This is a genomic window from Micromonospora sp. NPDC049047, from assembly GCF_040649135.1.
Classification (GTDB): Bacteria; Actinomycetota; Actinomycetes; order Mycobacteriales; family Micromonosporaceae; genus Micromonospora.
In genome coordinates this window covers 76,616-95,842 of the sequence record NZ_JBEZEY010000023.1, presented here as the reverse complement: position 1 = coordinate 95,842, position 19,227 = coordinate 76,616, and the positions used below count along the sequence as shown (strand labels likewise).

General features: G+C 70.4%; 20 protein-coding genes. 17 read left to right on the top strand and 3 right to left on the bottom strand.

The genetic code is table 11. From position 1 onward, the window contains the following. Positions 1-133: 133 nt before the first annotated feature. The 3 genes from AB0B86_RS27740 to AB0B86_RS27730 all read left to right on the top strand — a co-directional run bounded on the left by AB0B86_RS27740 (position 134) and on the right by AB0B86_RS27730 (position 2,643). Positions 134-1,087 carry a heme o synthase gene (locus tag AB0B86_RS27740; protein WP_357408969.1) on the top strand — a complete coding sequence of 318 codons (954 nt, stop codon included), beginning with the start codon at positions 134-136 and terminating at the stop codon, positions 1,085-1,087. 286 nt (positions 1,088-1,373) lie between these two features. Continuing rightward, a complete protein-coding gene (locus tag AB0B86_RS27735) occupies positions 1,374-1,709 on the top strand; it encodes a hypothetical protein (RefSeq protein WP_357408967.1) in 336 nt (111 codons plus the stop codon). Positions 1,710-1,722: 13 nt separating this feature from the next. Continuing rightward, the gene (locus AB0B86_RS27730; RefSeq protein WP_357420112.1) at positions 1,723-2,643 is read left to right on the top strand and encodes a hypothetical protein; all 921 of its coding nucleotides are present in this window, start codon (positions 1,723-1,725) and stop codon (positions 2,641-2,643) included. A gap of 110 nt (positions 2,644-2,753) precedes the next feature. On the opposite strand, the gene AB0B86_RS27725 is transcribed toward AB0B86_RS27730, so the two are convergent. Then, entirely contained in the window at positions 2,754-3,701 is a 948-nt protein-coding gene (locus AB0B86_RS27725) for a COX15/CtaA family protein (protein ID WP_357420111.1), read from the bottom strand. 152 nt (positions 3,702-3,853) lie between these two features. Here AB0B86_RS27725 and AB0B86_RS27720 point away from each other — a divergent pair, with 152 nt between their 5' ends. The 10 genes from AB0B86_RS27720 (at position 3,854) to AB0B86_RS27675 (ending at position 12,320) form a co-directional block, all read left to right on the top strand. Beyond that, the gene (locus tag AB0B86_RS27720) at positions 3,854-4,618 is read left to right on the top strand and encodes a transcriptional regulator (protein WP_357420110.1); all 765 of its coding nucleotides are present in this window, start codon (positions 3,854-3,856) and stop codon (positions 4,616-4,618) included. Next, positions 4,615-6,045, top strand: coding sequence for a Fe-S cluster assembly protein SufB (gene sufB, locus AB0B86_RS27715; protein WP_234588434.1), 1,431 nt, complete (start codon positions 4,615-4,617; stop codon positions 6,043-6,045). Before AB0B86_RS27720 ends, sufB begins: the two co-directional genes overlap by 4 nt. A gap of 97 nt (positions 6,046-6,142) precedes the next feature. Beyond that, entirely contained in the window at positions 6,143-7,294 is a 1,152-nt protein-coding gene (gene sufD / locus AB0B86_RS27710; RefSeq protein ID WP_357408959.1) for a Fe-S cluster assembly protein SufD, read from the top strand. After that, positions 7,294-7,620, top strand: coding sequence for a non-heme iron oxygenase ferredoxin subunit (locus AB0B86_RS27705; protein ID WP_357408957.1), 327 nt, complete (start codon positions 7,294-7,296; stop codon positions 7,618-7,620). Before sufD ends, AB0B86_RS27705 begins: the two co-directional genes overlap by 1 nt. Further along, positions 7,620-8,393, top strand: coding sequence for a Fe-S cluster assembly ATPase SufC (sufC, locus tag AB0B86_RS27700; RefSeq protein WP_278140651.1), 774 nt, complete (start codon positions 7,620-7,622; stop codon positions 8,391-8,393). Before AB0B86_RS27705 ends, sufC begins: the two co-directional genes overlap by 1 nt. 20 nt (positions 8,394-8,413) lie before the next feature. Continuing rightward, positions 8,414-9,748, top strand: coding sequence for a cysteine desulfurase (locus tag AB0B86_RS27695; protein WP_357408954.1), 1,335 nt, complete (start codon positions 8,414-8,416; stop codon positions 9,746-9,748). Positions 9,749-9,750: 2 nt separating this feature from the next. Further along, positions 9,751-10,224 carry a Fe-S cluster assembly sulfur transfer protein SufU gene (gene sufU, locus AB0B86_RS27690; protein WP_357409003.1) on the top strand — a complete coding sequence of 158 codons (474 nt, stop codon included), beginning with the start codon at positions 9,751-9,753 and terminating at the stop codon, positions 10,222-10,224. A 67-nt stretch (positions 10,225-10,291) separates the two neighbouring features. Then, positions 10,292-10,735 carry a metal-sulfur cluster assembly factor gene (locus AB0B86_RS27685; RefSeq protein ID WP_357408952.1) on the top strand — a complete coding sequence of 148 codons (444 nt, stop codon included), beginning with the start codon at positions 10,292-10,294 and terminating at the stop codon, positions 10,733-10,735. Between the two features lie 258 nt (positions 10,736-10,993). Beyond that, entirely contained in the window at positions 10,994-11,626 is a 633-nt protein-coding gene (locus tag AB0B86_RS27680) for a LysE family transporter (RefSeq protein ID WP_357408950.1), read from the top strand. Between the two features lie 37 nt (positions 11,627-11,663). Then, complete coding sequence (locus AB0B86_RS27675; protein WP_357408948.1) at positions 11,664-12,320, top strand: acVLRF1 family peptidyl-tRNA hydrolase; 657 nt, start codon at positions 11,664-11,666, stop codon at positions 12,318-12,320. A 90-nt stretch (positions 12,321-12,410) separates the two neighbouring features. Here AB0B86_RS27675 and AB0B86_RS27670 read toward each other — a convergent pair whose 3' ends face one another. Then, positions 12,411-13,334, bottom strand: coding sequence for a neutral zinc metallopeptidase (locus tag AB0B86_RS27670; protein ID WP_357408946.1), 924 nt, complete (start codon positions 13,332-13,334; stop codon positions 12,411-12,413). Positions 13,335-13,595: 261 nt separating this feature from the next. On the opposite strand from AB0B86_RS27670, the gene AB0B86_RS27665 reads away from it, so the two are divergent. Next, positions 13,596-15,200 (top strand): ABC-F family ATP-binding cassette domain-containing protein, encoded by a 1,605-nt coding sequence (locus AB0B86_RS27665; protein WP_357408944.1) that lies wholly within the window; start codon positions 13,596-13,598, stop codon positions 15,198-15,200. Between the two features lie 25 nt (positions 15,201-15,225). Here the strand turns inward: AB0B86_RS27665 and AB0B86_RS27660 are convergent, their stop codons facing one another. Continuing rightward, positions 15,226-15,828: a cadmium resistance transporter gene (locus AB0B86_RS27660; protein WP_357420109.1), complete on the bottom strand. Its 603-nt coding sequence runs from the start codon at positions 15,826-15,828 to the stop codon at positions 15,226-15,228. Positions 15,829-16,042: 214 nt separating this feature from the next. On the opposite strand from AB0B86_RS27660, the gene AB0B86_RS27655 reads away from it, so the two are divergent. The 3 genes from AB0B86_RS27655 (at position 16,043) to AB0B86_RS27645 (ending at position 19,175) form a co-directional block, all read left to right on the top strand. Beyond that, positions 16,043-16,270, top strand: a complete 228-nt coding sequence (locus AB0B86_RS27655) for a helix-turn-helix domain-containing protein (RefSeq protein ID WP_007462679.1) — start codon at positions 16,043-16,045, stop codon at positions 16,268-16,270. A gap of 46 nt (positions 16,271-16,316) precedes the next feature. Continuing rightward, on the top strand, positions 16,317-17,084 hold the full coding sequence (locus AB0B86_RS27650) for an enoyl-CoA hydratase/isomerase family protein (RefSeq protein WP_357408941.1): 768 nt from the start codon (positions 16,317-16,319) through the stop codon (positions 17,082-17,084). A 114-nt stretch (positions 17,085-17,198) separates the two neighbouring features. Next, positions 17,199-19,175 carry an ABC transporter ATP-binding protein gene (locus AB0B86_RS27645; protein ID WP_357409001.1) on the top strand — a complete coding sequence of 659 codons (1,977 nt, stop codon included), beginning with the start codon at positions 17,199-17,201 and terminating at the stop codon, positions 19,173-19,175. Positions 19,176-19,227: the final 52 nt, after the last annotated feature.

The window sequence follows — 19,227 nt, the reverse complement described above, 5'->3', positions numbered from 1 at the left end:
TGACGGCCCGCACCGTTGTCGGGTCGGCCGGGCAGCCAAAACGACAACGCGTAGTGTGTGGGTCGGTGTGCGGGCCCGCGATGGTCCCGACCGATCCGATCTCCCCGTGCCCGATGCCGGAAGGTGGCAATCCGTGAGCATGATCACCGAGCGCCCCGCGAGCAACCCGGCCGGGCAGCACCCGGCCCGGGCGGCCGAGGGTCCGGTGGCCCGGCGGGACGTACGCGCGGTCCTCGCGGCGTACGTGGCGCTCACCAAGCCGCGGATCGTCGAACTCCTGCTGGTCACCACCATCCCGGCGATGATGCTCGCCGACGGCGGGCTCCCGTCGCTGTGGTTGATGGCCGTCGTGCTGATCGGTGGCTCCCTCGCCGCGGGCGCGGCAAGCGTGCTGAACTGCTACATCGACCGGGACATCGACCAGTTGATGCGGCGTACCAAGCGTCGGCCGCTGCCGGCGCACACGGTGTCGCCGCGGAGCGCGTTGGTCTTCGGTCTGGTGCTGGCGGCGGTGTCGGTCGCCCTGATGGCGGCGTTCACCAACCTGCTCGCCGCCGGGCTGACGCTTGCCGCGATCGTCTACTACGACGTCGTCTACACGCTGTGGCTCAAGCGGTCCACGCCGACCAACACCTTCTGGGGTGGCGCCTGCGGGGCGGCCCCGGTGCTGATCGGATGGGCGGCGGTGACCGGCTCACTGGCGCCGGCCGCGTGGGGGCTCTTCGCTGTGGTCTTCTTCTGGCAGATGCCGCACTTCTACCCGCTCGCCATGAAGTACAAGGACGACTACGCCCGCGCCGGGATCCCGATGCTGCCGGTGGTGGCGTCGGTCCGCCGGGTGAACGCCGAGATCCTGATCTTCGCGTGGCTCACCGTGCTCACCTCCCTGGCCGTCTGGCCGTTGGGGCTCAGCGCGATCTACGGGGTGCCGACCCTGGTGGTGGGTGCCATCTTCGTGGTCGAGGCGCACCGGCTCTGCCGGCGCGCGACGCGGGGCGAGGCGGTCAAGCCGATGCGGCTGTTCCACTGGTCCACGACGTACCTGACGATCGTGTTCGCCGCTGTCGCGCTCGACGCGCTGATCTGACCCGTCTCCGCCCCGCTGCGGCGGAACCGGTCGGCGATCCTCTGAATAATCACGAACATTGATGAGTTGTCCGGCTTTGATGTCACATCAGAGTAACTTTCAGCATGAGTCTGATCGGCTCAACTCCCTGGGCCGCAGACCGATTTGTCCGCTGCTTTTGTAGGCAAAAGTCCGGATATATTTGGTCACTGAGCCTGTGCTGATTCCTAAACCTGTAGGTAATTGGCATCACAAAAGGTTCATGGTTCTCGCCCGGGAGGGTGCGGGTCTGCTTAGGCTTCGCGTCATGGCAGATGGTTCCGATACGACGCTGACGGCCGAGCAGACCGCCGACGAGCAGGCCCCCCGCGGCCTGGTCGCGGGCCTTCAGGCGTTCGCCGCCGGTCACGGCGGCGCGAAGGCGGTCATCGAGTACGTCGGCAAGCGTGGCGCGCGAATCGTCCTGGTGGGTTCCGACGGCGAGTGGGGCGACCAGTTCGCCGACGACACCGTCACGGCGCGGGAGGCCTGCGCCCAGGCGGGAGTCGCAGTCGAGAACGCCTGGGAGCGGGAGCTGATGGACCAGATGCGCCCGAGCAACGACCTGTGGCGGTCCATGGCGCGCCGCACCATGGCCCGCTGAACAGCCACCTGAATTGACCACCAACCACCAGTCGACCCGGGGGAAACCCCGGGTCGCTCTCGTCACCTGTGCCGACCTCGTCGACCTCGATCCGGACGACCGGCTGGTCCTCGCTCCGCTGCGGGCCCGCGGCATCTCCGTCGCGACAGCGGTCTGGGACGACCCCGACGTCGACTGGTCCGACTTCGACCTGGTAGTGCTCCGTTCCCCCTGGGACTACGCGCTGCGCCGCGACGAGTTCGTCGCCTGGGCGGCAACCGTGCCGGCGCTTGTCAACCCGGCCGACGTGGTTCGGTGGAACACCGACAAGCGCTACCTCGCCGAGCTGAACGCGGCAGGGGTGCCGACCGTGCCGACGTCGTGGGTCGAGCCGGGGGAGCGCTGGCAGCCACCCGCCGAGACCGGCGAGTACGTGCTCAAGCCCGCGGTGAGCGCCGGCAGTCAGGACACCGGCCGGTACGACCTGGCCGACCCGGAGCACCGGGACCTGGCCGTCGCACACGTCCGTCGGCTCTCCGCCGCCGGCCGGGTGACAATGGTCCAGCCGTACCTGCGGGCCGTCGACACCGAGGGCGAGACGGCGCTGCTCTTCCTGGCCGGCCCCGACGGGCTCGCCTTCAGCCACGCGATCCGCAAGGGCCCGATGCTGACCGGTCCGGACCTCGGCCCGGACGGGCTCTACAAGGCCGAGGAGATCGCCACCCGGACCGCCCGGCCGGCGCAGTTGGCGGTGGCCGAGCAGACCCTCGCCGTGGTGCCCGGCGGCACACGGCAGCTGCTCTACGCCCGGGTCGACCTGATTCCCGGCCCGGACGGCGCGCCGGTCCTGGTCGAGCTGGAGCTGACCGAGCCGTCGCTGTTCATCGGGTACGCCGACGGGGCCCCCGACCGTCTCGCCACCGCGATCGCCACCCACCTGGCCCTGCGGAGCTGACCGGGTCCTTGCCCCGAGATCGTGCTCGTTCATTGTTGTAGTGGCATCGGCGCGTCGTGAGGCCACTACTTCCTGGTTCGAGCACGATCTTCGCGCGGGGCGCGGGGTTGTCAGACGGGGGTCGGGACCGGGGTGCCTTCGTCGGCCGGGGTGGTCTCGGTTGCCGGGGTCACCGGGCGGCGCTCGCGGGTGGACCACTGCACCGACAGGGCGGCCAGCAGCACCAGGCACGAGCCGAGCATGTGCGCGCCGACCAGGAGCGCTGGCAGGTGGGTGAAGTACTGCACGAAGCCGATCAGGCCCTGGCCCAGCTCCACGGCGACCAGGATGATCGCGGCGCGGGTGGCCCGCCGCGCGCCGACGGCGCGGAACGCGAAGATCAGCGCCACCGAGAGGCCGATCAGCAGGAAGACCGCGTCCGCGTGCACCTGGGAGATCGACTCGCTGTCGAGCCCGTTGCGGGCGGCGCCGTGGTCGCCGGCGTGCGGCCCGCTGCCGGTGACCCAGGTGCCGATGACGAGCACCGCGACCGCTGCGGCGGTGGTGACCCGGGCCAGCGCGCGGAGCGGCGTGGGCACCACTGACACGGTCGGGCCGTCCGGGTCGCCGATGCGCCGCCAAAGGGCGTACGCGGCGGCGATCACCGCCATCGAGGCGAGGAAGTGCAGGCCGACCACCCACGGGTTGAGGTTGGTGAGCACGGTGATGCCACCGAGCACCGCCTGGGCGGGAATGCCCAGGAACACGGCGACCGCGAGGGGCAGCAGCCCGGCTCGGCGGGGCCGTTGCGTCAGGACGGCCAGCAGGGTGGCCAGCGCGATCAGGCCCACCGCGAAGCTCAGCATCCGGTTGCTGAACTCGATCACCCCGTACACGCCCATCTCCGGGGTGGTGACGTACGAGTCGTCAGTGCACCGGGGCCAGGTGGGGCAGCCGAGGCCCGAGGCGGTCAACCGGACGGCCCCGCCGGTGACGACGATGCCCAGGTTCGCGATGATCGAGGCGAGCGCGAGGCGGCGCAGCAGGAGGTCGGGGACCGGACGGACGATTCGGTTCACGGCGCAAATCCTACGCACTGTAGTGATCGAGGTTCGTCCGACTCCGCCGGCTCGGTGGTTCGGATCACCGGGGCCCGGGTTTGCCACCCTCCGGGTAATTACGTAACGTTGGCGTTGTGAAAAACGCGGCGGCACTCCCCGGGTACCAGCCGATGGCTGTTCCGGCTGTCGGCGCGTCCGCGTCCGTCCCGGCCCCGACCACGCCCACGCCGACCGCCGGGGCCACGGCGGCGGAGATCTCCACCCGCGACCGGGTCACCCAACTGCTGCTGGAGCGGGGGGCCACCACCGCCGCGCAGCTCGGGGTGGCTCTCGGGCTCAGCCCGGCGGCGATCCGCCGGCACCTCGACGCGATGCTCGCCGACGGCGATGTGTACTCCCGCGAGCAGGTCATTCGGGGCAGCCGCGGGCGGGGGCGTCCGGCCAAGGTGTTCATGCTGACCGAGGCCGGCCGGGTTCGCTGTGGCACCCATCACTACGACAACATGGCCACCGCCGCGCTGCGCTGGATCGCCCGCAGCGGTGGTCCGGACGCGGTCGAGGCGTTCGCGGCCGAGCAGGTGTCCGCCCTGGAATCACGCTGCCGGGCCGCCATGGAGGACGCCGGCGACGACCCGCTCGCGCGGGCTGAGGCACTCGCCGGAGCGCTCACCGCCGAGGGTTACGCTGCCAACGCGACCACTATCGCCTCCGGCGGCCAGCTCTGCCAGCACCACTGCCCGGTGGCGCACGTGGCCGCCGAGTTTCCCCAGCTGTGCGAGGCCGAGACCGCGGTGATCTCCCGTTTGGTCGGCACCCACGTGCAGCGCCTGGCCACCATCGCGCACGGCGACGGGGTGTGCACCACGCACATCCCGACCCAGCCGGGCCGCGTTCCATCCGGTAATCCCGTCACCACTGTGAGGACAGATAGATGACCGAGCAGATCGTCCAGCCCCTGACCCAGGAAGAGCAGCTCGCCGCCCTGGGTCGCTACGAGTACGGCTGGTCCGACCCGGACGCCGCCGGGGCGGTCGCCCAGCGCGGCATCAACGAGGCGGTGGTGCGGGACATCTCGGCCAAGAAGAACGAGCCGGCCTGGATGCTCGACCTGCGGCTGAAGGGCCTGCGGCTGTTCGGCCGCAAGCCGATGCCGGCCTGGGGTGCGGACCTCACCGGGATCGACTTCGACAACATCAAGTACTTCGTGCGGTCCACCGAGAAGCAGGCCACCAGCTGGGAGGACCTGCCCGAGGACATCAAGAACACCTACGACCGGCTGGGCATCCCGGAGGCGGAGAAGCAGCGACTTGTCGCCGGTGTCGCGGCGCAGTACGAGTCCGAGGTCGTCTACCACAAGATCCGTGAGGACCTCGAGGAGCAGGGCGTCCTCTTCCTGGACACCGACACCGCGCTGCGCGAGCACGAGGACGTCTTCAAGGAGTACTTCGGCACGGTGATCCCGGTCGGCGACAACAAGTTCGCCGCGCTCAACACCTCCGTGTGGTCCGGTGGCTCGTTCATCTACGTGCCGAAGGGTGTGCACGTGGAGATCCCGCTGCAGGCCTACTTCCGGATCAACACGGAGAACATGGGCCAGTTCGAGCGGACGCTGATCATCGTCGACGAGGGTGCGTACGTGCACTACGTCGAGGGCTGCACCGCGCCGCTCTACTCCTCCGACTCGCTGCACAGCGCGGTCGTGGAGATCATCGTCAAGAAGAACGCGCGCTGCCGTTACACGACCATCCAGAACTGGTCGAACAACGTCTACAACCTGGTCACCAAGCGCGCCGTCTGCCACGAGGGCGCGACAATGGAGTGGGTCGACGGCAACATCGGCTCCAAGGTGACGATGAAGTACCCGGCGGTCTACATGACCGGCGAGCACGCCAAGGGTGAGGTGCTCTCGGTGGCGATGGCCGGCGAGGGCCAGCACCAGGACGCCGGCGCCAAGATGGTGCACGCCGCGCCGCACACCTCCTCGTCCATCATCTCCAAGTCGATCGCCCGGGGCGGTGGCCGCACCTCGTACCGTGGCCTGGTCCAGGTGCTTGAGGGCTCGCACCACAGCCGCAGCACCGTCAAGTGCGACGCGCTGCTTGTCGACACGATCTCCCGCTCCGACACGTACCCGTACGTCGACATCCGCGAGGACGACGTGTCGATGGGGCACGAGGCGACCGTCTCCAAGATCAGCGACGACCAGCTCTTCTACCTGATGAGCCGGGGCCTGAGCGAGGACGAGGCGATGGCCATGATCGTGCGCGGCTTCATCGAGCCGATCGCCAAGGAACTCCCGATGGAGTACGCCCTGGAGCTCAACCGCCTGATCGAGCTGCAGATGGAGGGCGCAGTCGGCTGACGCCGCCTCCGCCCGGCCACGGGCGGGCCCGGACCCGGTACGCCGGGTCCGGCCCGGCCCGCCTTGACCCACCGATTCATGACAGACCAAGGAAGACATGACTACCCAGGCTTCCGCGCCGCCGCCCAGCACCAAGTCGCAGGCGCTGCGCTCGTACGACGTCGCCGACTTCCCGGCCCTCACCGGCCTGGAGGAGGAGTGGCGTTTCACCCCGCTCAAGCGTCTGCGCGGCCTGCTCGACGGTGCCGTCTCAGACGAGTCGGCGCACTGGCCGGCGCTGGAGTACGGGAAGCTGCCCGCTGGCGTCACCGTCGGCCCGCTGGCGAAGGACGACCCGCGGCGGGGCAGCGTGCTGACCCCGGTGGACCGGGTCAGCGCGCGTGCCTACGGTGAGTCGGAAATCGGCACGCTGATCGAGGTGGCCCGGGAGGCCGTCGTCACCGAGCCGGTGATCGTCACCGTGCACGGCGGTCCGTCGGACGTGGTGGCCTTCACGCACACCTTCGTCGACGTGGGCGTGCTCTCCGAGTCGGTCCTCGTGCTGCAGTACGTGGACAGTGGCACCCTGGCCGACAACGTCGAGGTCTCGGTGGCCGACGGGGCGAAGCTGACCCTGGTCACCGTCGCCGACTGGGCCGACGACGCGGTGCAGGCCCAGCACCTCAAGGTCAAGCTGGGTCGGGACGCCAAGGTCATCCACATCCAGGTCACCCTCGGCGGCGACCTGGTCCGGCAGTTCACAAGCGTGGAGTACACAGGTCGGGGCGGCGAGGCCGAGCTGTACGGCGTCTACTTCGCCGACTCCGGCCAGCACCTGGAGCACCGGCAACTGGTCGACCACAACGTGCCGGACTGCCGCAGCTACGTTGGCTACCGGGGCGCCCTGCAGGGCGAGGACGCGCACACCGTCTGGGTGGGTGACGTGCTGATCCAGGCCGAGGCGACAGGCACCGACACGTACGAGATCAACCGGAACCTGCTGCTCACCGACGGCGCGCGGGCGGACTCCGTACCCAATCTGGAGATCGAGACCGGCGAGATCGCCGGCGCCGGTCACGCCAGCGCGACCGGCCGCTTCGACGACGAGCAGCTGTTCTACCTGATGGCCCGGGGCATCCCGGAGAGCGAGGCCCGCCGCCTGGTGGTCCGTGGCTTCTTCGCCGAGCTGATCAACAAGATCCCCGTCGAGGAGCTGCGCGAGCGCCTCGGCGACGCGATCGAGGCACGGCTCACCAAGGCCGGCGCCTGATGATCCGGATCTGTTCCGCGGAGGATGTGCCGAAGGGCACCGCGATCAGCGCGGACGTCGACGGCACCCCGATCGCGCTCGTGCACGGTGAGGACGGCGAGTTCTACGCCGCCTACGACGAGTGCTCGCACGCCGCGGTCGCCCTGTCCGAGGGGGAGGTCGACGGCTGCACGCTGGAGTGCTGGCTGCACGGCTCGCGTTTCGACCTGCGCACCGGGCAGCCCTCCGGCCTGCCGGCCACCGAACCCGTCCCCGTCTACCCCGTCGAAGTCCGCGACGGCGACATCTACGTCAGCCTGACGCCGAGTAATGGAGTGACCCGATAATGAGCACCCTGGAGATCCGCGACCTGAAGGTGTCGGTCAAGCTGCCCGAGGGTGAGCTCAAGCCGATCCTGGCCGGCGTCGACCTGACCGTGAGGTCCGGTGAGACGCACGCGATCATGGGCCCGAACGGTTCCGGCAAGTCCACCCTCGCGTACTCGATCGCCGGTCACCCCAAGTACGAGATCACCGGCGGCACGGTGACCCTCGACGGCGAGGACGTGCTCGCCATGACCGTCGACGAGCGCGCCCGCGCCGGCCTCTTCCTGGCCATGCAGTACCCGGTCGAGGTGCCCGGCGTCTCGGTGGCCAACTTCCTGCGCACCGCCAAGACCGCCATCGACGGCGAGGCGCCCAAGCTGCGCACCTGGGGTGGCGAGCTGCGCGGCGCGATGGAGCGCCTGCAGATGGACCCGGCGTTCGCCCAGCGCAACGTCAACGAGGGCTTCTCCGGCGGTGAGAAGAAGCGGCACGAGATCGTCCAGCTCGAGCTGCTCAAGCCGAAGATCGCCATCCTCGACGAGACCGACTCCGGCCTCGACGTGGACGCGCTGCGCGTGGTCAGCGAGGGCGTCAACCGGGTCCGCGACACCGGCGACACCGGCGTGCTGCTGATCACCCACTACACCCGGATCCTGCGCTACATCAAGCCGGACTTCGTGCACGTCTTCGTGGCCGGCCGGATCGTCGAGCAGGGCGGCCCGGAGCTGGCCGACAAGCTCGAGGCCGAGGGCTACGAGCGGTACGCCGCCGGGGCCGGCACGGCCAAGGCCTGAGTGGGAGAGGCGCTGCCGAGATGACCAGCATCGCGATCCCCGAGGGGATGCCGCAGTACGACGACGTGCCACGTTTCGACGTGGCCCGGGTGCGCGCCGACTTCCCGATCCTGAGCCGGGAGATCAACGGACACCCGCTGGTCTACCTCGACAGCGCCAACACCTCGCACAAGCCCCGCCAGGTGCTCGACGTGCTCGACGAGCACTACGCGCGGCACAACGCGAACGTGTCACGTTCGGTGCACACGCTCGGCAGCGAGGCCACCGAGGCGTACGAGGGGGCGCGGGCCAAGGTCGCCGCGTTCATCAACGCGCCGAGCACCGACGAGGTGGTGTTCACCAAGAACTCCACCGAGGCGATCAACATCGTGGCGTACGCCTTCTCGAACGCCTCGCTGCGCCCGGACGCCTCTCCGCTGGCTGCTCCGTCCCGCGAGACGGACGACCGGTTCCGGCTGGGGCCGGGCGACGAGGTGGTGATCTCCGAGATGGAGCACCACTCGAACATCGTCCCGTGGCAGCTGCTCTGCGAACGGACCGGCGCGACCCTGCGCTGGTTCCCCGTGACCGACCAGGGCCGCCTCGACGAGTCGGGCCTGGACGACCTGGTCACCGAACGGACGAAGATCGTCTCGTTGGTGCACATGTCGAACATCCTCGGCACCGTCAATGCCACCTCCCGGATCACCGCACGGGTCCGTGAGGTGGGCGCGCTGCTGCTGCTGGACTGCTCGCAGTCCGTGCCGCACCTGCCGATGGACGTTGTCGACCTGGACGCCGACTACATCGTCTTCACCGGCCACAAGATGTGCGGTCCGACCGGCATCGGTGTGCTCTGGGGTCGCGGTGAGCTGCTGGCGGCGATGCCGCCGGTGATGGGCGGCGGCTCGATGATCGAGACGGTCACCATGGCACGCTCGACGTTCGCCGCGCCGCCGACCCGGTTCGAGGCGGGCACCCCGCCGATCGCCGAGGCGGTCGCGCTCGGTGCCGCGGTGGACTACCTCACCGGCATCGGGATGCGGGCCATCCAGTGGCACGAGAAGGAGCTGACGGCGTACGCGCTCGACGCTCTCGGCGCGGTGCCGGACCTGCGGATCTTCGGTCCGACAGTGCCGGTCGGCCGGGGCGGCACCATCTCGTTCGCGCTGGGCGACGTGCACCCGCACGACGTGGGTCAGGTGCTCGACTCGCTCGGCGTGCAGGTGCGGGTGGGTCACCACTGTGCCAAGCCGGTGTGCGGCCGGTTCGGTGTCCCGGCGATGACCCGGGCCTCGTTCTACCTCTACACCACCACCGAGGAGATCGACGCTCTGGTGGCCGGTCTGGAGCAGGTGCGGAAGGTGTTCGACTGATGGTGCAGCTCGACCAGCTCTACCAGGAGATCATCCTGGACCACTACAAGCACCCGCACGGGCGTGGCCTGCGCGACGCCGACGTCCCGGGTGACCAGGTCGCGGAGGCGCACCACGTCAACCCGACCTGCGGCGACGAGGTCACCGTCCGGGTGGCCACCGACGGCGCCGTGCTGCACGACATCTCGTACGACGGCATGGGCTGTTCGATCAGCCAGGCCTCGGCGAGCGTGCTGCACGAGTTGCTGCGCGGCAGGGGCGCCGGGGAAGCATTCGAGGTACACGGGGCGTTCGTGGAGTTGATGTCCGGGCGTGGTCAGGTCACGCCGGACGAGGACGTGCTCGGTGACGGGGTGGCGTTCGCGGGTGTGGCCCGCTACCCCGCCCGGGTGAAGTGCGCGCTGCTGCCGTGGATGGCGTTCAAGGACGCCGCGGCCCGCGCCGGTGTGGGCGCGAGCCCGGAGGTGAAGGCGTGACAGTGCGGCAGCGAGCGAATGACACTGTGGTGCCTTGTGGCATCACGAAGCGATGCGGAGGGACGGCATGAGCGAGAACACCGCTACCGAGGCGACGCCGGAGGCCGGTGACACCACTGTGGAGCCGCAGACCGACGCCGCGACGACCGACGGCACCGGTGCCGCCGCCCCCGAGGGTGGCGTCAGCAAGGCCATGATCGCCGACATCGAGGAGGCGATGAAGGACGTCGTCGACCCGGAGTTGGGCATCAACGTGGTCGACCTGGGTCTGGTGTACGGCGTGCACGTCGACGACGAGAACGTCGCCACCCTCGACATGACGCTCACCTCGGCAGCCTGCCCGCTGACCGACGTGATCGAGGACCAGACCCGGCAGGCGCTCACCACCGGCCCCGGCGGCGGCCTTGTCAACGACATCCGGATCAACTGGGTGTGGCTCCCGCCGTGGGGCCCGGACAAGATCACCGATGAGGGTCGGGACCAGCTCCGATCCCTCGGCTTCAACGTCTGACCGACCCCGTTCGCCAGTCGTCGAGCGCGGTACCCCGTCCGGGGTGCCGCGCTCGATGCGTACCGGATCGGGCTTCCCACTGCGGAAGGGGACCGTTCCGGTCGCGTGGGCGGAAAAGCGGTGGCGGGGGTGGTGCGTCGGCGCGCAGGATGCCTGGGTGATTGAGGCGTACCCGATGCAGGTCCCGGTCCGTGCGGCGACTGCCGTGCGTCGACAGCGGCCGGTCCGGGGGCGAGCCTCGACCCGCCACCGACTCCCGTGACCGAGGCGCTGCTCGCCGGTCTGGTGGCCGGGTACGGCGTCGCCATCCCGGTCGGCGCGATAGCGATCCTGATCCTGGGGCTGAGCGCTCGTACGTCGTTCCGGGTCGGTGCTGCCGCGGCGCTCGCGGTGGCGACTGCCGACGGGCTCTACGCGGCGGTCGCCGCGCTCGGTGGCGCCAGCCTGGCCGGGGTCGTCGCGCCGGTCGCCGGGCCGCTGCGGGTGGTCGCGGCTGTCGTCCTGCTGGGCCTGGCCGGGCACGGCCTGTTCCGGACCTGGTCGGCGCACCGGTCGCGGCGCACGCCGACGGCACCCGTCGGCGGAGGGCTGAGCACTCCGGGGCGGGCCTACGCGGCGTTGCTCGGGCTGACCCTGCTCAATCCGGCGACGGTGCTCTACTTCACCGCGCTGGTGCTGGGCCGTCGGGACACCGCCAGCGCGGGCCCGGGCGCGGCGGTGCTCTTCGTGGCGGGGGTGTTCCTGGCGTCGGCGAGTTGGCAGCTGCTCATCGCCGGCGGCGGCACCGTGGTCGGTCGGGCGCTGAGCAGTCCGCGCGGGCGGCTGGTCACCGGCCTGGTGTCCAGCGCGCTGATCGCCGCGCTGGCGGTGGTCGCGTTGCTGCCGGGCTGAGCGCCCCGCCCACCCGGGCGTGCCGTACGGTCGGGCGGTGACCAGTCGACCCGCAGCCGGGGGCGGCCGGTGGGTGGAGGTCGATCCGGCCCGCGTCGGCCGCTGGGTCGAGGGCTTCGCCGACCGGCACGGCCCGCACACCGCCACCCCGCGGGAGTACGGGCTGCTGCTCACCGCCGACGACGGGGCAACCGCCGAGTTGTACGCCCCACCCGGGGCGCCGGCCAGCGACGACGTCGCCGGGTTCGTGGCCGCCGCCGTAGCGCCCCGCCGGATCGGTCTGCTGCTGGCCCGCAAGGGCGCGGTGGCCGTCGGCGTCGCCGAGGGAGGCGACCTGGTCGTCTCCAAGGTGGACAGCCGCTACGTGCAGGGGCGCACCGCCGCGGGCGGGTGGTCACAGCAGCGGTTCGCCCGGCGGCGCGACAACCAGGCCAGGGCGGCGCTCGGTGATGCGGCCGACCTGGCCGTACGCCTGCTCCTGCCGGCGGTGGCGACGTTGGCGGCGGTGGTCTGCGGTGGGGATCGGCGGGCGGTGGACACGGTGCTGGCCGACCGCCGGTTGGCTCCGCTCGTGCCGCTGCGCGCGGAGCGGCTGCTCGACGTGCCGGAGCCTCGGCACGCCGTGCTTGTCGCGGCGGCTGTGGCGGCCCGTGCGGTGCACATCCGGCTGCGCGATCCGGCACCGGTCGGCTGAGCGACGACAGCCACCCAGGTCTCCCGGCTCGACTAGCGCGACAACCGCCCCGCCAGCATGGTCGGCGCTGGCGGGGCGGGTCAGCTCAGATCAGAGCTGGTCGGTGCCGAAGGTGTCGCAGTTCTTCGGGTCACCGCCGTCGTAGCCCTGGGTGAACCAGCGCTTGCGCTGCTCGGACGTGCCGTGGGTGAACTGGTCCGGGTTGACCCGTCCACCGGAGCGCTCCTGGATGCTGTCGTCACCGATCGCCTCGGCGGTGTCGACGGCCTGGCTGATGTCGGCCTCGGTGATCGACTTGAACAACGGCTGCTGACCGGTCTTGTCCTTGCTCTCGGTGGCGTGCTTGGCCCAGGCGCCGGCATAGCAGTCGGCCTGCAACTCCAGCCGCACCGAGGCGGAGCGGGGGCCACTCTGGTCGCCCTGGCCGGCCTTGGCGTTGGTGCCGAGCAGGTTCTGGACGTGGTGGCCGTACTCGTGGGCGAGGACGTACGGCTGGGCGAACTCACCCTTGGCGCCGAACCGGGTGGCCAGCTCGTCGTAGAAGCTCAGGTCGATGTACACCTTCCGGTCGGCGGGGCAGTAGAACGGGCCGACCCCCGAGTCGGCCTGCCCGCAGCCGGTGTTCACCGCGGCCTGAAAGAAGTTGGTGATGGTGGGCTCGTACTCGCCGTTGCCCACCTCCGGGTACGCCTTCTGCCAGTAGGCCTGGATGCTGTTGACGTAGAGCAGGTTGCGGCAGCGCGCGTCGTCGAGACGGTCGGGGTTGGCGGTGCCGCACACCTGATCCAGGTCGCCGCCCCCGGCCTGGCCTCCGTCGTCGCCGTTGGTCATGGCGTTGAGGCCGAACCCGCCGCCGAGCAGGGCGACGAGCACGGCCACCACGATGCCGATGATGCCGCCCCGGCCACCGCCTCCGGGGATGGGGATGCCGAAGCCGCCGCCGCCCGACCCGCCGCCCCGGCCCAGGTCGTTGGCCTGTGAGGTGTCGAGTTCGGCCCGCTCGTTGAGTTCCATGCTGACCCCGATCGCCGTATGCCGTGAATGTCGTATGGATGTCGTTGTGTCCGTGAAGTGCCGGACGGGGTCCGGACAGCGGTTCCGATACCCGATGATCTTGATCGGTAATCCGGGCGGGCCGTCCGACAGCGCCCGGTACACTTGTCGGGTGCTGCGCTGCGAAGGCTGAACCGCCCCGCGCCGTCGGGCCCATGAGCCCGCCGGCCGTTTCGCGTGCCCCGAGTCAGCCTTCCAGACCCCGAGAGCGAGCCCGAAAACATGATCACAGCCACCGGCCTGGAACTGCGTGCCGGTTCCCGGATCCTGCTGTCCGACACCACCCTGCGCGTACAGCCGGGTGACCGGATCGGCCTGGTCGGTCGCAACGGTGCCGGCAAGACCACCACGCTGAAGGTCCTCGCCGGTGAGGGGCAGCCGTACGCCGGCCAGATCGACACGCGCAGTGCCATCGGCTACCTCCCGCAGGACCCGCGCACCGGCGACCTCGAGGTGACCGGCCGCGACCGGGTGCTGTCGGCACGCGGCCTGGACGTGCTGATGTCCCAGATGCAGGAGATCGAGGCCCAACTCGCCGAGGACGCCAGCGACAAGCTGGTCCGCCGCTACGGCGCGCTGGAGGACCAGTTCGCCGCCCTGGGTGGATACGCGGCCGAAGCCGAGGCAGCCCGCATCTGCGCCAACCTCGGCCTGCCCGACCGGGCGCTCGCCCAGACCATCGGCACCCTCTCCGGTGGTCAGCGCCGGCGCATCGAGCTGGCCCGGATCCTGTTCCGCGACGCCGGTGAGAACGGCGGCGGCATCCTGCTGCTCGACGAGCCCACCAACCACCTCGACGCCGACTCGATTACCTGGTTGCGCGGGTTCCTCGCCAACCACAAGGGCGGCCTGATCGTGATCTCCCACGACGGCGCGCTGCTGGAGTCGGTGGTCAACAAGGTCTGGTTCCTCGACGCCACCCGCTCCGTGGTCGACGTGTACAACCTGGGCTGGAAGGCGTACCTGGAGGCGCGGGAGACCGACGAGCGGCGCCGCCGTCGGGAGCGGGCCAACGCGGAGAAGAAGGCCGGCGCGTTGATGGCGCAGGCCGACAAGATGCGGGCCAAGGCCACCAAGACCGTCGCCGCGCAGAACATGGCCCGCCGCGCCGAGAAGCTGATCTCGGGGCTGGAGGAGGTGCGGGTTTCCGACCGGGTGGCCAAGGTGCGCTTCCCCAACCCCGCGCCGTGCGGCAAGACCCCGCTCACCGCTACCGGCCTGTCCAAGTCGTACGGCTCGCTGGAGATCTTCACCGACGTCAACGTCGCTGTCGACAGGGGTTCCCGGGTGGCCATCCTGGGTCTCAACGGCGCCGGCAAGACGACTCTGCTGCGGATGCTCGGCGGGCTGCTCACCCCGGACACCGGCGAGGTGCACGCGGGCCACGGCCTGCGGCTGGGCTACTACGCCCAGGAGCACGAGACGCTTGACGTGGAGCGCACCGTGCTGGAAAACATGCGCGCCGCCGCCGTCGAGCAGTCCGACACCGACCTGCGCAAGATCCTCGGCGCGTTCCTCTTCTCCGGTGACGACGTGAACAAGCCGGCCGGGGTGCTCTCCGGTGGCGAGAAGACCCGGCTGGCGCTGTCCACCCTGGTCTGTTCCGGAGCCAACGTGCTGCTGCTCGACGAGCCGACGAACAACCTCGACCCGGTCAGCCGGGAGCAGGTGCTCGACGCCATCGCCAACTACCCGGGCGCGATCGTCCTGGTCACCCACGACCCGGGGGCGGTGCTGGCGCTCAAGCCGGACCGCGCGATCCTGCTGCCCGACGGCGACGAGGACGCCTGGAGCGACGACCTGCTCGAGCTGGTCGAGCTGGCCTGACCGGGGCCGCCCGTCCGGCGGTTCCTCAGCCGAGCAGGTCGGCCACCCGGCCCAGCACACCGGAGCTGACCAGGATCACCACCCCGACGCCGACGAAGATCGCCGGGACCAGCCAGTGGCCCGCGCGCTCGACCAGCCGGACCACGCGGGGGTGCCCGCCCAGCCAGGCGGCGGCGGCGCACCACAGGGCGATGAGCAGCACGAACATCAGCAGGAAGACGGCGCTGTCGGCCACGCCGAGGGCCCGGAAGACGGGTACGTAGACGGCCACGTTGTCGGCGCCGTTGGCGATCGTCACGCCGGCCACCCCGAAAAGGCCGGTGACGACAGTGGGGGCCTCGTCGTCGTCGGAACCCCGCAGCGCGCGTACGCCAAGCGCGATCGGCAGCAGCCCGAGCAGCCCCGTCCACGGGTCCGGCACCACCAGCAGGCCGGCCGCGACCACAGCGCTGACCAACGCGAGCGCGCCGATGCCGAGGTATTGACCAGCGACAATCTGCCAGGGTCGGGGTCGGCCGGTGGTGCGGGCCGCGACGAAGAACAGAGTCAGGATGACGATGTCGTCGATGTCGGTGGCGGCGAAGACCACCGCCGCTCCGGCCGCGGTGCCCAACAGGTCGATCACCATCGAAGGCTACGGGTCGCCGCCAGCCACCACCAGGCGGCGGTGGTACGCCTGGCCCACCACCCCGGGGTCGAATGTCAGGATCACTCTATCGGGAAGCTGACATTGCATAGCGTGTCGGTTGGCGAAGAGTTGATATCTGGCGCATGATCGTTCGAGGCGGTCTAATAGGTGGGACCGTATCCGAACCGCACAGTCTGGGACGTGAGGACACAGCATGGCAGCCACTGGCACAGCCACCAGCACTGAGAAGGGTCGCCGGATCGTCGGAGCCGAGCGTCAGACGCTCGCCAAGGACCTGGTAAAGCGGTACACGTCAGGGGAGAGCATCCGCGCCCTGGCGGCCTCGACCGGCCGTTCCTATGGGTTCATCCACCGAGTGCTCACCGAGTCAGGGGTGCAGCTGCGTCAGCGCGGCGGTGCCCGGCGCCGCAAGAAGGCATGACGCGCCTTTCAGCGTCGTCAGCCGGCGCAACGCTTCGGGGCGCTCGGTGACCACCGAGGCAACCGGGGTTCGGTTCAGCTGCGACGGGCCGGTCGCCACGGTGACGTTGTGCCGGCCCGACGTGTTCAATGCTCAGACGCCCGCGACCTGGCGGGCGATGAGCGACTTCTCCCGCGAGCTGCCCGGCGACGTGCGGGTGGTGGTGGTCCGGGGCGAGGGGCGTGCTTTCTCCTCCGGGGTCGACCTCACGTTGGCTGGCGCTTCCGGCCCTGGCTCCTTCGCGCATCTCGCCACACTGCCTGAGCAGGAGTGCGCCGACCACATCGCGGGATTCCAGGCGGGCTTCACTTGGCTGCACCGGCCGGATGTCATCTCCATCGCGGCCGTGCAGGGGCACGCGATAGGTGCCGGCTTCCAACTCGCGCTCGCCTGCGATCTGCGAGTGCTGGCCACGGATGCCAAGTTGTCGATGGCCGAGGTGATTATCGGCTTGGTGCCCGACCTCGCCGGCACGAAGCGCCTGGTGGAGCTTGTTGGTTATTCGCGGGCGCTGGAGATCTGCGCGACCGGCCGCCGGCTGGACGCGGCCGAGGCGGACCGAATCGGGCTGGCCACCCTGGTGGTGCCACCGGCCGAGCTGGAGGGGGCGGTCCAGGACCTGACCGCCGCGCTGCTCGCCCGCGCCCGGGACGCGGTGGTGGAGATCAAGGCGCTGCTGGCGGGTGCGGCCGGGCGGTCGCACGCCGATCAGCAGCGCGCCGAGCGGGAGTCGCAGACCCGCCGAGTGCGAGCCCTGGCCGGACGCGGAGAATAGGTAAGGACCGGACGGGAAGATCCGGGTTACGACCGAGGTTGTCACACTCGTCGGGAGAATTGGCCTGACGGTGCAGTCCGACCGACGACCCGGAGGCGAGCGATGTCCAACCCGATGTCCGGCGGTGGCATGGCCGGGTGGAGCATGCTCCGGTCGATGCGCAACAGCGACGAGGTCTCCGGCCATCGTCTCAAGCGCGGCGTCGCCCGACGCATCGTGGCCTTCGCCCAACCGTACCGGCGCGACATCATCATCTTCCTGGCCACCGTGGTGATCGCCGCGGTGATCGGGGTGGCGACCCCGCTGCTCGCGGGTGAGGTCATCGACGCGATCGCCGACCGGGGGCCGCAGGCCGGCTCCACAGTCGTCAAGCTCGCCCTGGTCATCGCCGCGTTGGCCGTCGCCGACGCGCTCTTCTCCCTCGCCCAGCGCTGGTACTCCGCCCGCATCGGCGAGGGCATCATCCTCGACCTGCGCACCCGGGTCTACGACCACGTGCAGCGGATGCCGTTGCAGTTCTTCACCCGCACCCAGACCGGCGCCCTGGTGAGCCGGCTCAACAACGACGTGCTCGGCGCCCAACGGGCGTTCACCTCCACCCTCTCCGGGGTGGTCAGCAACGTCATTCAACTGGTGCTCACCGCCGGTGCGATGCTGATCCTGTCCTGGCAGATCACGGTGCTGTCGCTGATCCTGCTGCCGGTGTTCATCATCCCGGCTCGCCGGGTCGGCAGGCGACTGGCCGAGATCACCCGGGAGTCGTACAACCTCGACGCCAAGATGAACGCGACAATGACGGAGCGGTTCGGAGTGGCCGGCGCGCTGCTGGTGAAGCTCTTCGGTCAGCCCGAGATCGAGGCCCGCCGGTTCGCCGACCGGGCCGAGCGGGTCCGCGACATCGGCATCCAGTCGGCCATGTACTCCCGCACCTTCTTCGTGGCGATGTTGCTTGTCGCCTCACTGGCCCAGGCGCTCACCTACGGTCTCGGTGGTTGGCTGGCGGTCGCCGGCGCGGTCAGTGCCGGCACCGTCGTGAAGCTCGCGCTGCTGCTCACCCGGCTGTACGGTCCGCTCACCGCACTGTCCAACGTGCGGGTGGACGTGATGAGCGCGCTCGTCTCCTTCGACCGGGTCTTCGAGGTGCTCGACCTGAAGCCGGGCATCGTGGAGAAGCCCGACGCCGTGCCGGTGCCCAGGGCCACCGGCCGGGTCGACTTCCGCGACGTGCGATTCCGCTACCCGAGCGCCGCCGAGATCTCACTGGCCTCCCTGGAGGAGGTCGCCACCCTCGACCGGACGGTGAACGAACCGGTGCTCAAGGGCGTCTCCTTCAGCGTCGAGCCGGGGCAGATGGTCGCCCTCGTCGGCCCGTCCGGGGCCGGCAAGTCGACGCTGTCGATGCTCATCTCCCGGATCTACGACGTCACCGACGGGCAGGTGCTGGTCGGCGGGGTGGACGTGCGGGACGCGACGCTCGCCTCCCTGCGCGACGAGATCGGCGTGGTCACCCAGGATTCGCACCTGTTCCACGAGACCATCGCCGAGAACCTGCGCTACGCCAAGCCGGACGCCACCGACGACGAGATCTGGGCCGCGCTCGCCGGCGCCCAGGTGGCAGACCTGGTCCGGTCGCTGCCCGACGGGCTGGACACCACTGTCGGCGAGCGCGGCTACCGGTTCTCCGGCGGCGAGAAGCAGCGCATCGCGATCGCCCGGCTGCTGCTCAAGGCCCCGTCGATCGTGATCCTCGACGAGGCGACCGCCCACCTGGATTCGGAGAGCGAGGCGGCGGTGCAGCGGGCGCTGTCGGTGGCGCTGGCCGGTCGTACCGCCCTGGTGATCGCGCACCGGCTCTCCACCGTCCGCGACGCCGACCAGATCCTGGTGCTCGACGGCGGGCGGATCGTCGAGCGGGGGCGGCACGACGAGCTGGTCGCGGTCGGCGGGCTCTACGCCGAGCTGTACCGCACCCAGTTCGCGGTCGCCGACTCGCCCACCCCGTTCGTCGACGCGACAGGGCCCGAGCCGGTGGTCATGCCCCTTGGCACGTACGTCGCCGACGAAGCCCTGCCGCCCGCCGCCGCCAACTGACGTCCCGCCGGCACCGGGCCGGGTCCGTCGCGGTCGCGGTGCGCGCTGACCG

Coding starts and splice junctions, on each gene's coding strand:
- AB0B86_RS27735 (WP_357408967.1), top strand. CDS start 1,374: ATGGCAGATGGTTCCGATACGACGCTGACGGCCGAGCAGACCGCCGAC.
- AB0B86_RS27720 (WP_357420110.1), top strand. CDS start 3,854: ATGGCTGTTCCGGCTGTCGGCGCGTCCGCGTCCGTCCCGGCCCCGACC.
- sufB (WP_234588434.1), top strand. CDS start 4,615: ATGACCGAGCAGATCGTCCAGCCCCTGACCCAGGAAGAGCAGCTCGCC.
- sufD (WP_357408959.1), top strand. CDS start 6,143: ATGACTACCCAGGCTTCCGCGCCGCCGCCCAGCACCAAGTCGCAGGCG.
- AB0B86_RS27705 (WP_357408957.1), top strand. CDS start 7,294: ATGATCCGGATCTGTTCCGCGGAGGATGTGCCGAAGGGCACCGCGATC.
- sufC (WP_278140651.1), top strand. CDS start 7,620: ATGAGCACCCTGGAGATCCGCGACCTGAAGGTGTCGGTCAAGCTGCCC.
- AB0B86_RS27695 (WP_357408954.1), top strand. CDS start 8,414: ATGACCAGCATCGCGATCCCCGAGGGGATGCCGCAGTACGACGACGTG.
- AB0B86_RS27685 (WP_357408952.1), top strand. CDS start 10,292: ATGAGCGAGAACACCGCTACCGAGGCGACGCCGGAGGCCGGTGACACC.
- AB0B86_RS27670 (WP_357408946.1), bottom strand. CDS start 13,334: ATGGAACTCAACGAGCGGGCCGAACTCGACACCTCACAGGCCAACGAC.
- AB0B86_RS27665 (WP_357408944.1), top strand. CDS start 13,596: ATGATCACAGCCACCGGCCTGGAACTGCGTGCCGGTTCCCGGATCCTG.
- AB0B86_RS27660 (WP_357420109.1), bottom strand. CDS start 15,828: ATGGTGATCGACCTGTTGGGCACCGCGGCCGGAGCGGCGGTGGTCTTC.
- AB0B86_RS27655 (WP_007462679.1), top strand. CDS start 16,043: ATGGCAGCCACTGGCACAGCCACCAGCACTGAGAAGGGTCGCCGGATC.
- AB0B86_RS27645 (WP_357409001.1), top strand. CDS start 17,199: ATGTCCGGCGGTGGCATGGCCGGGTGGAGCATGCTCCGGTCGATGCGC.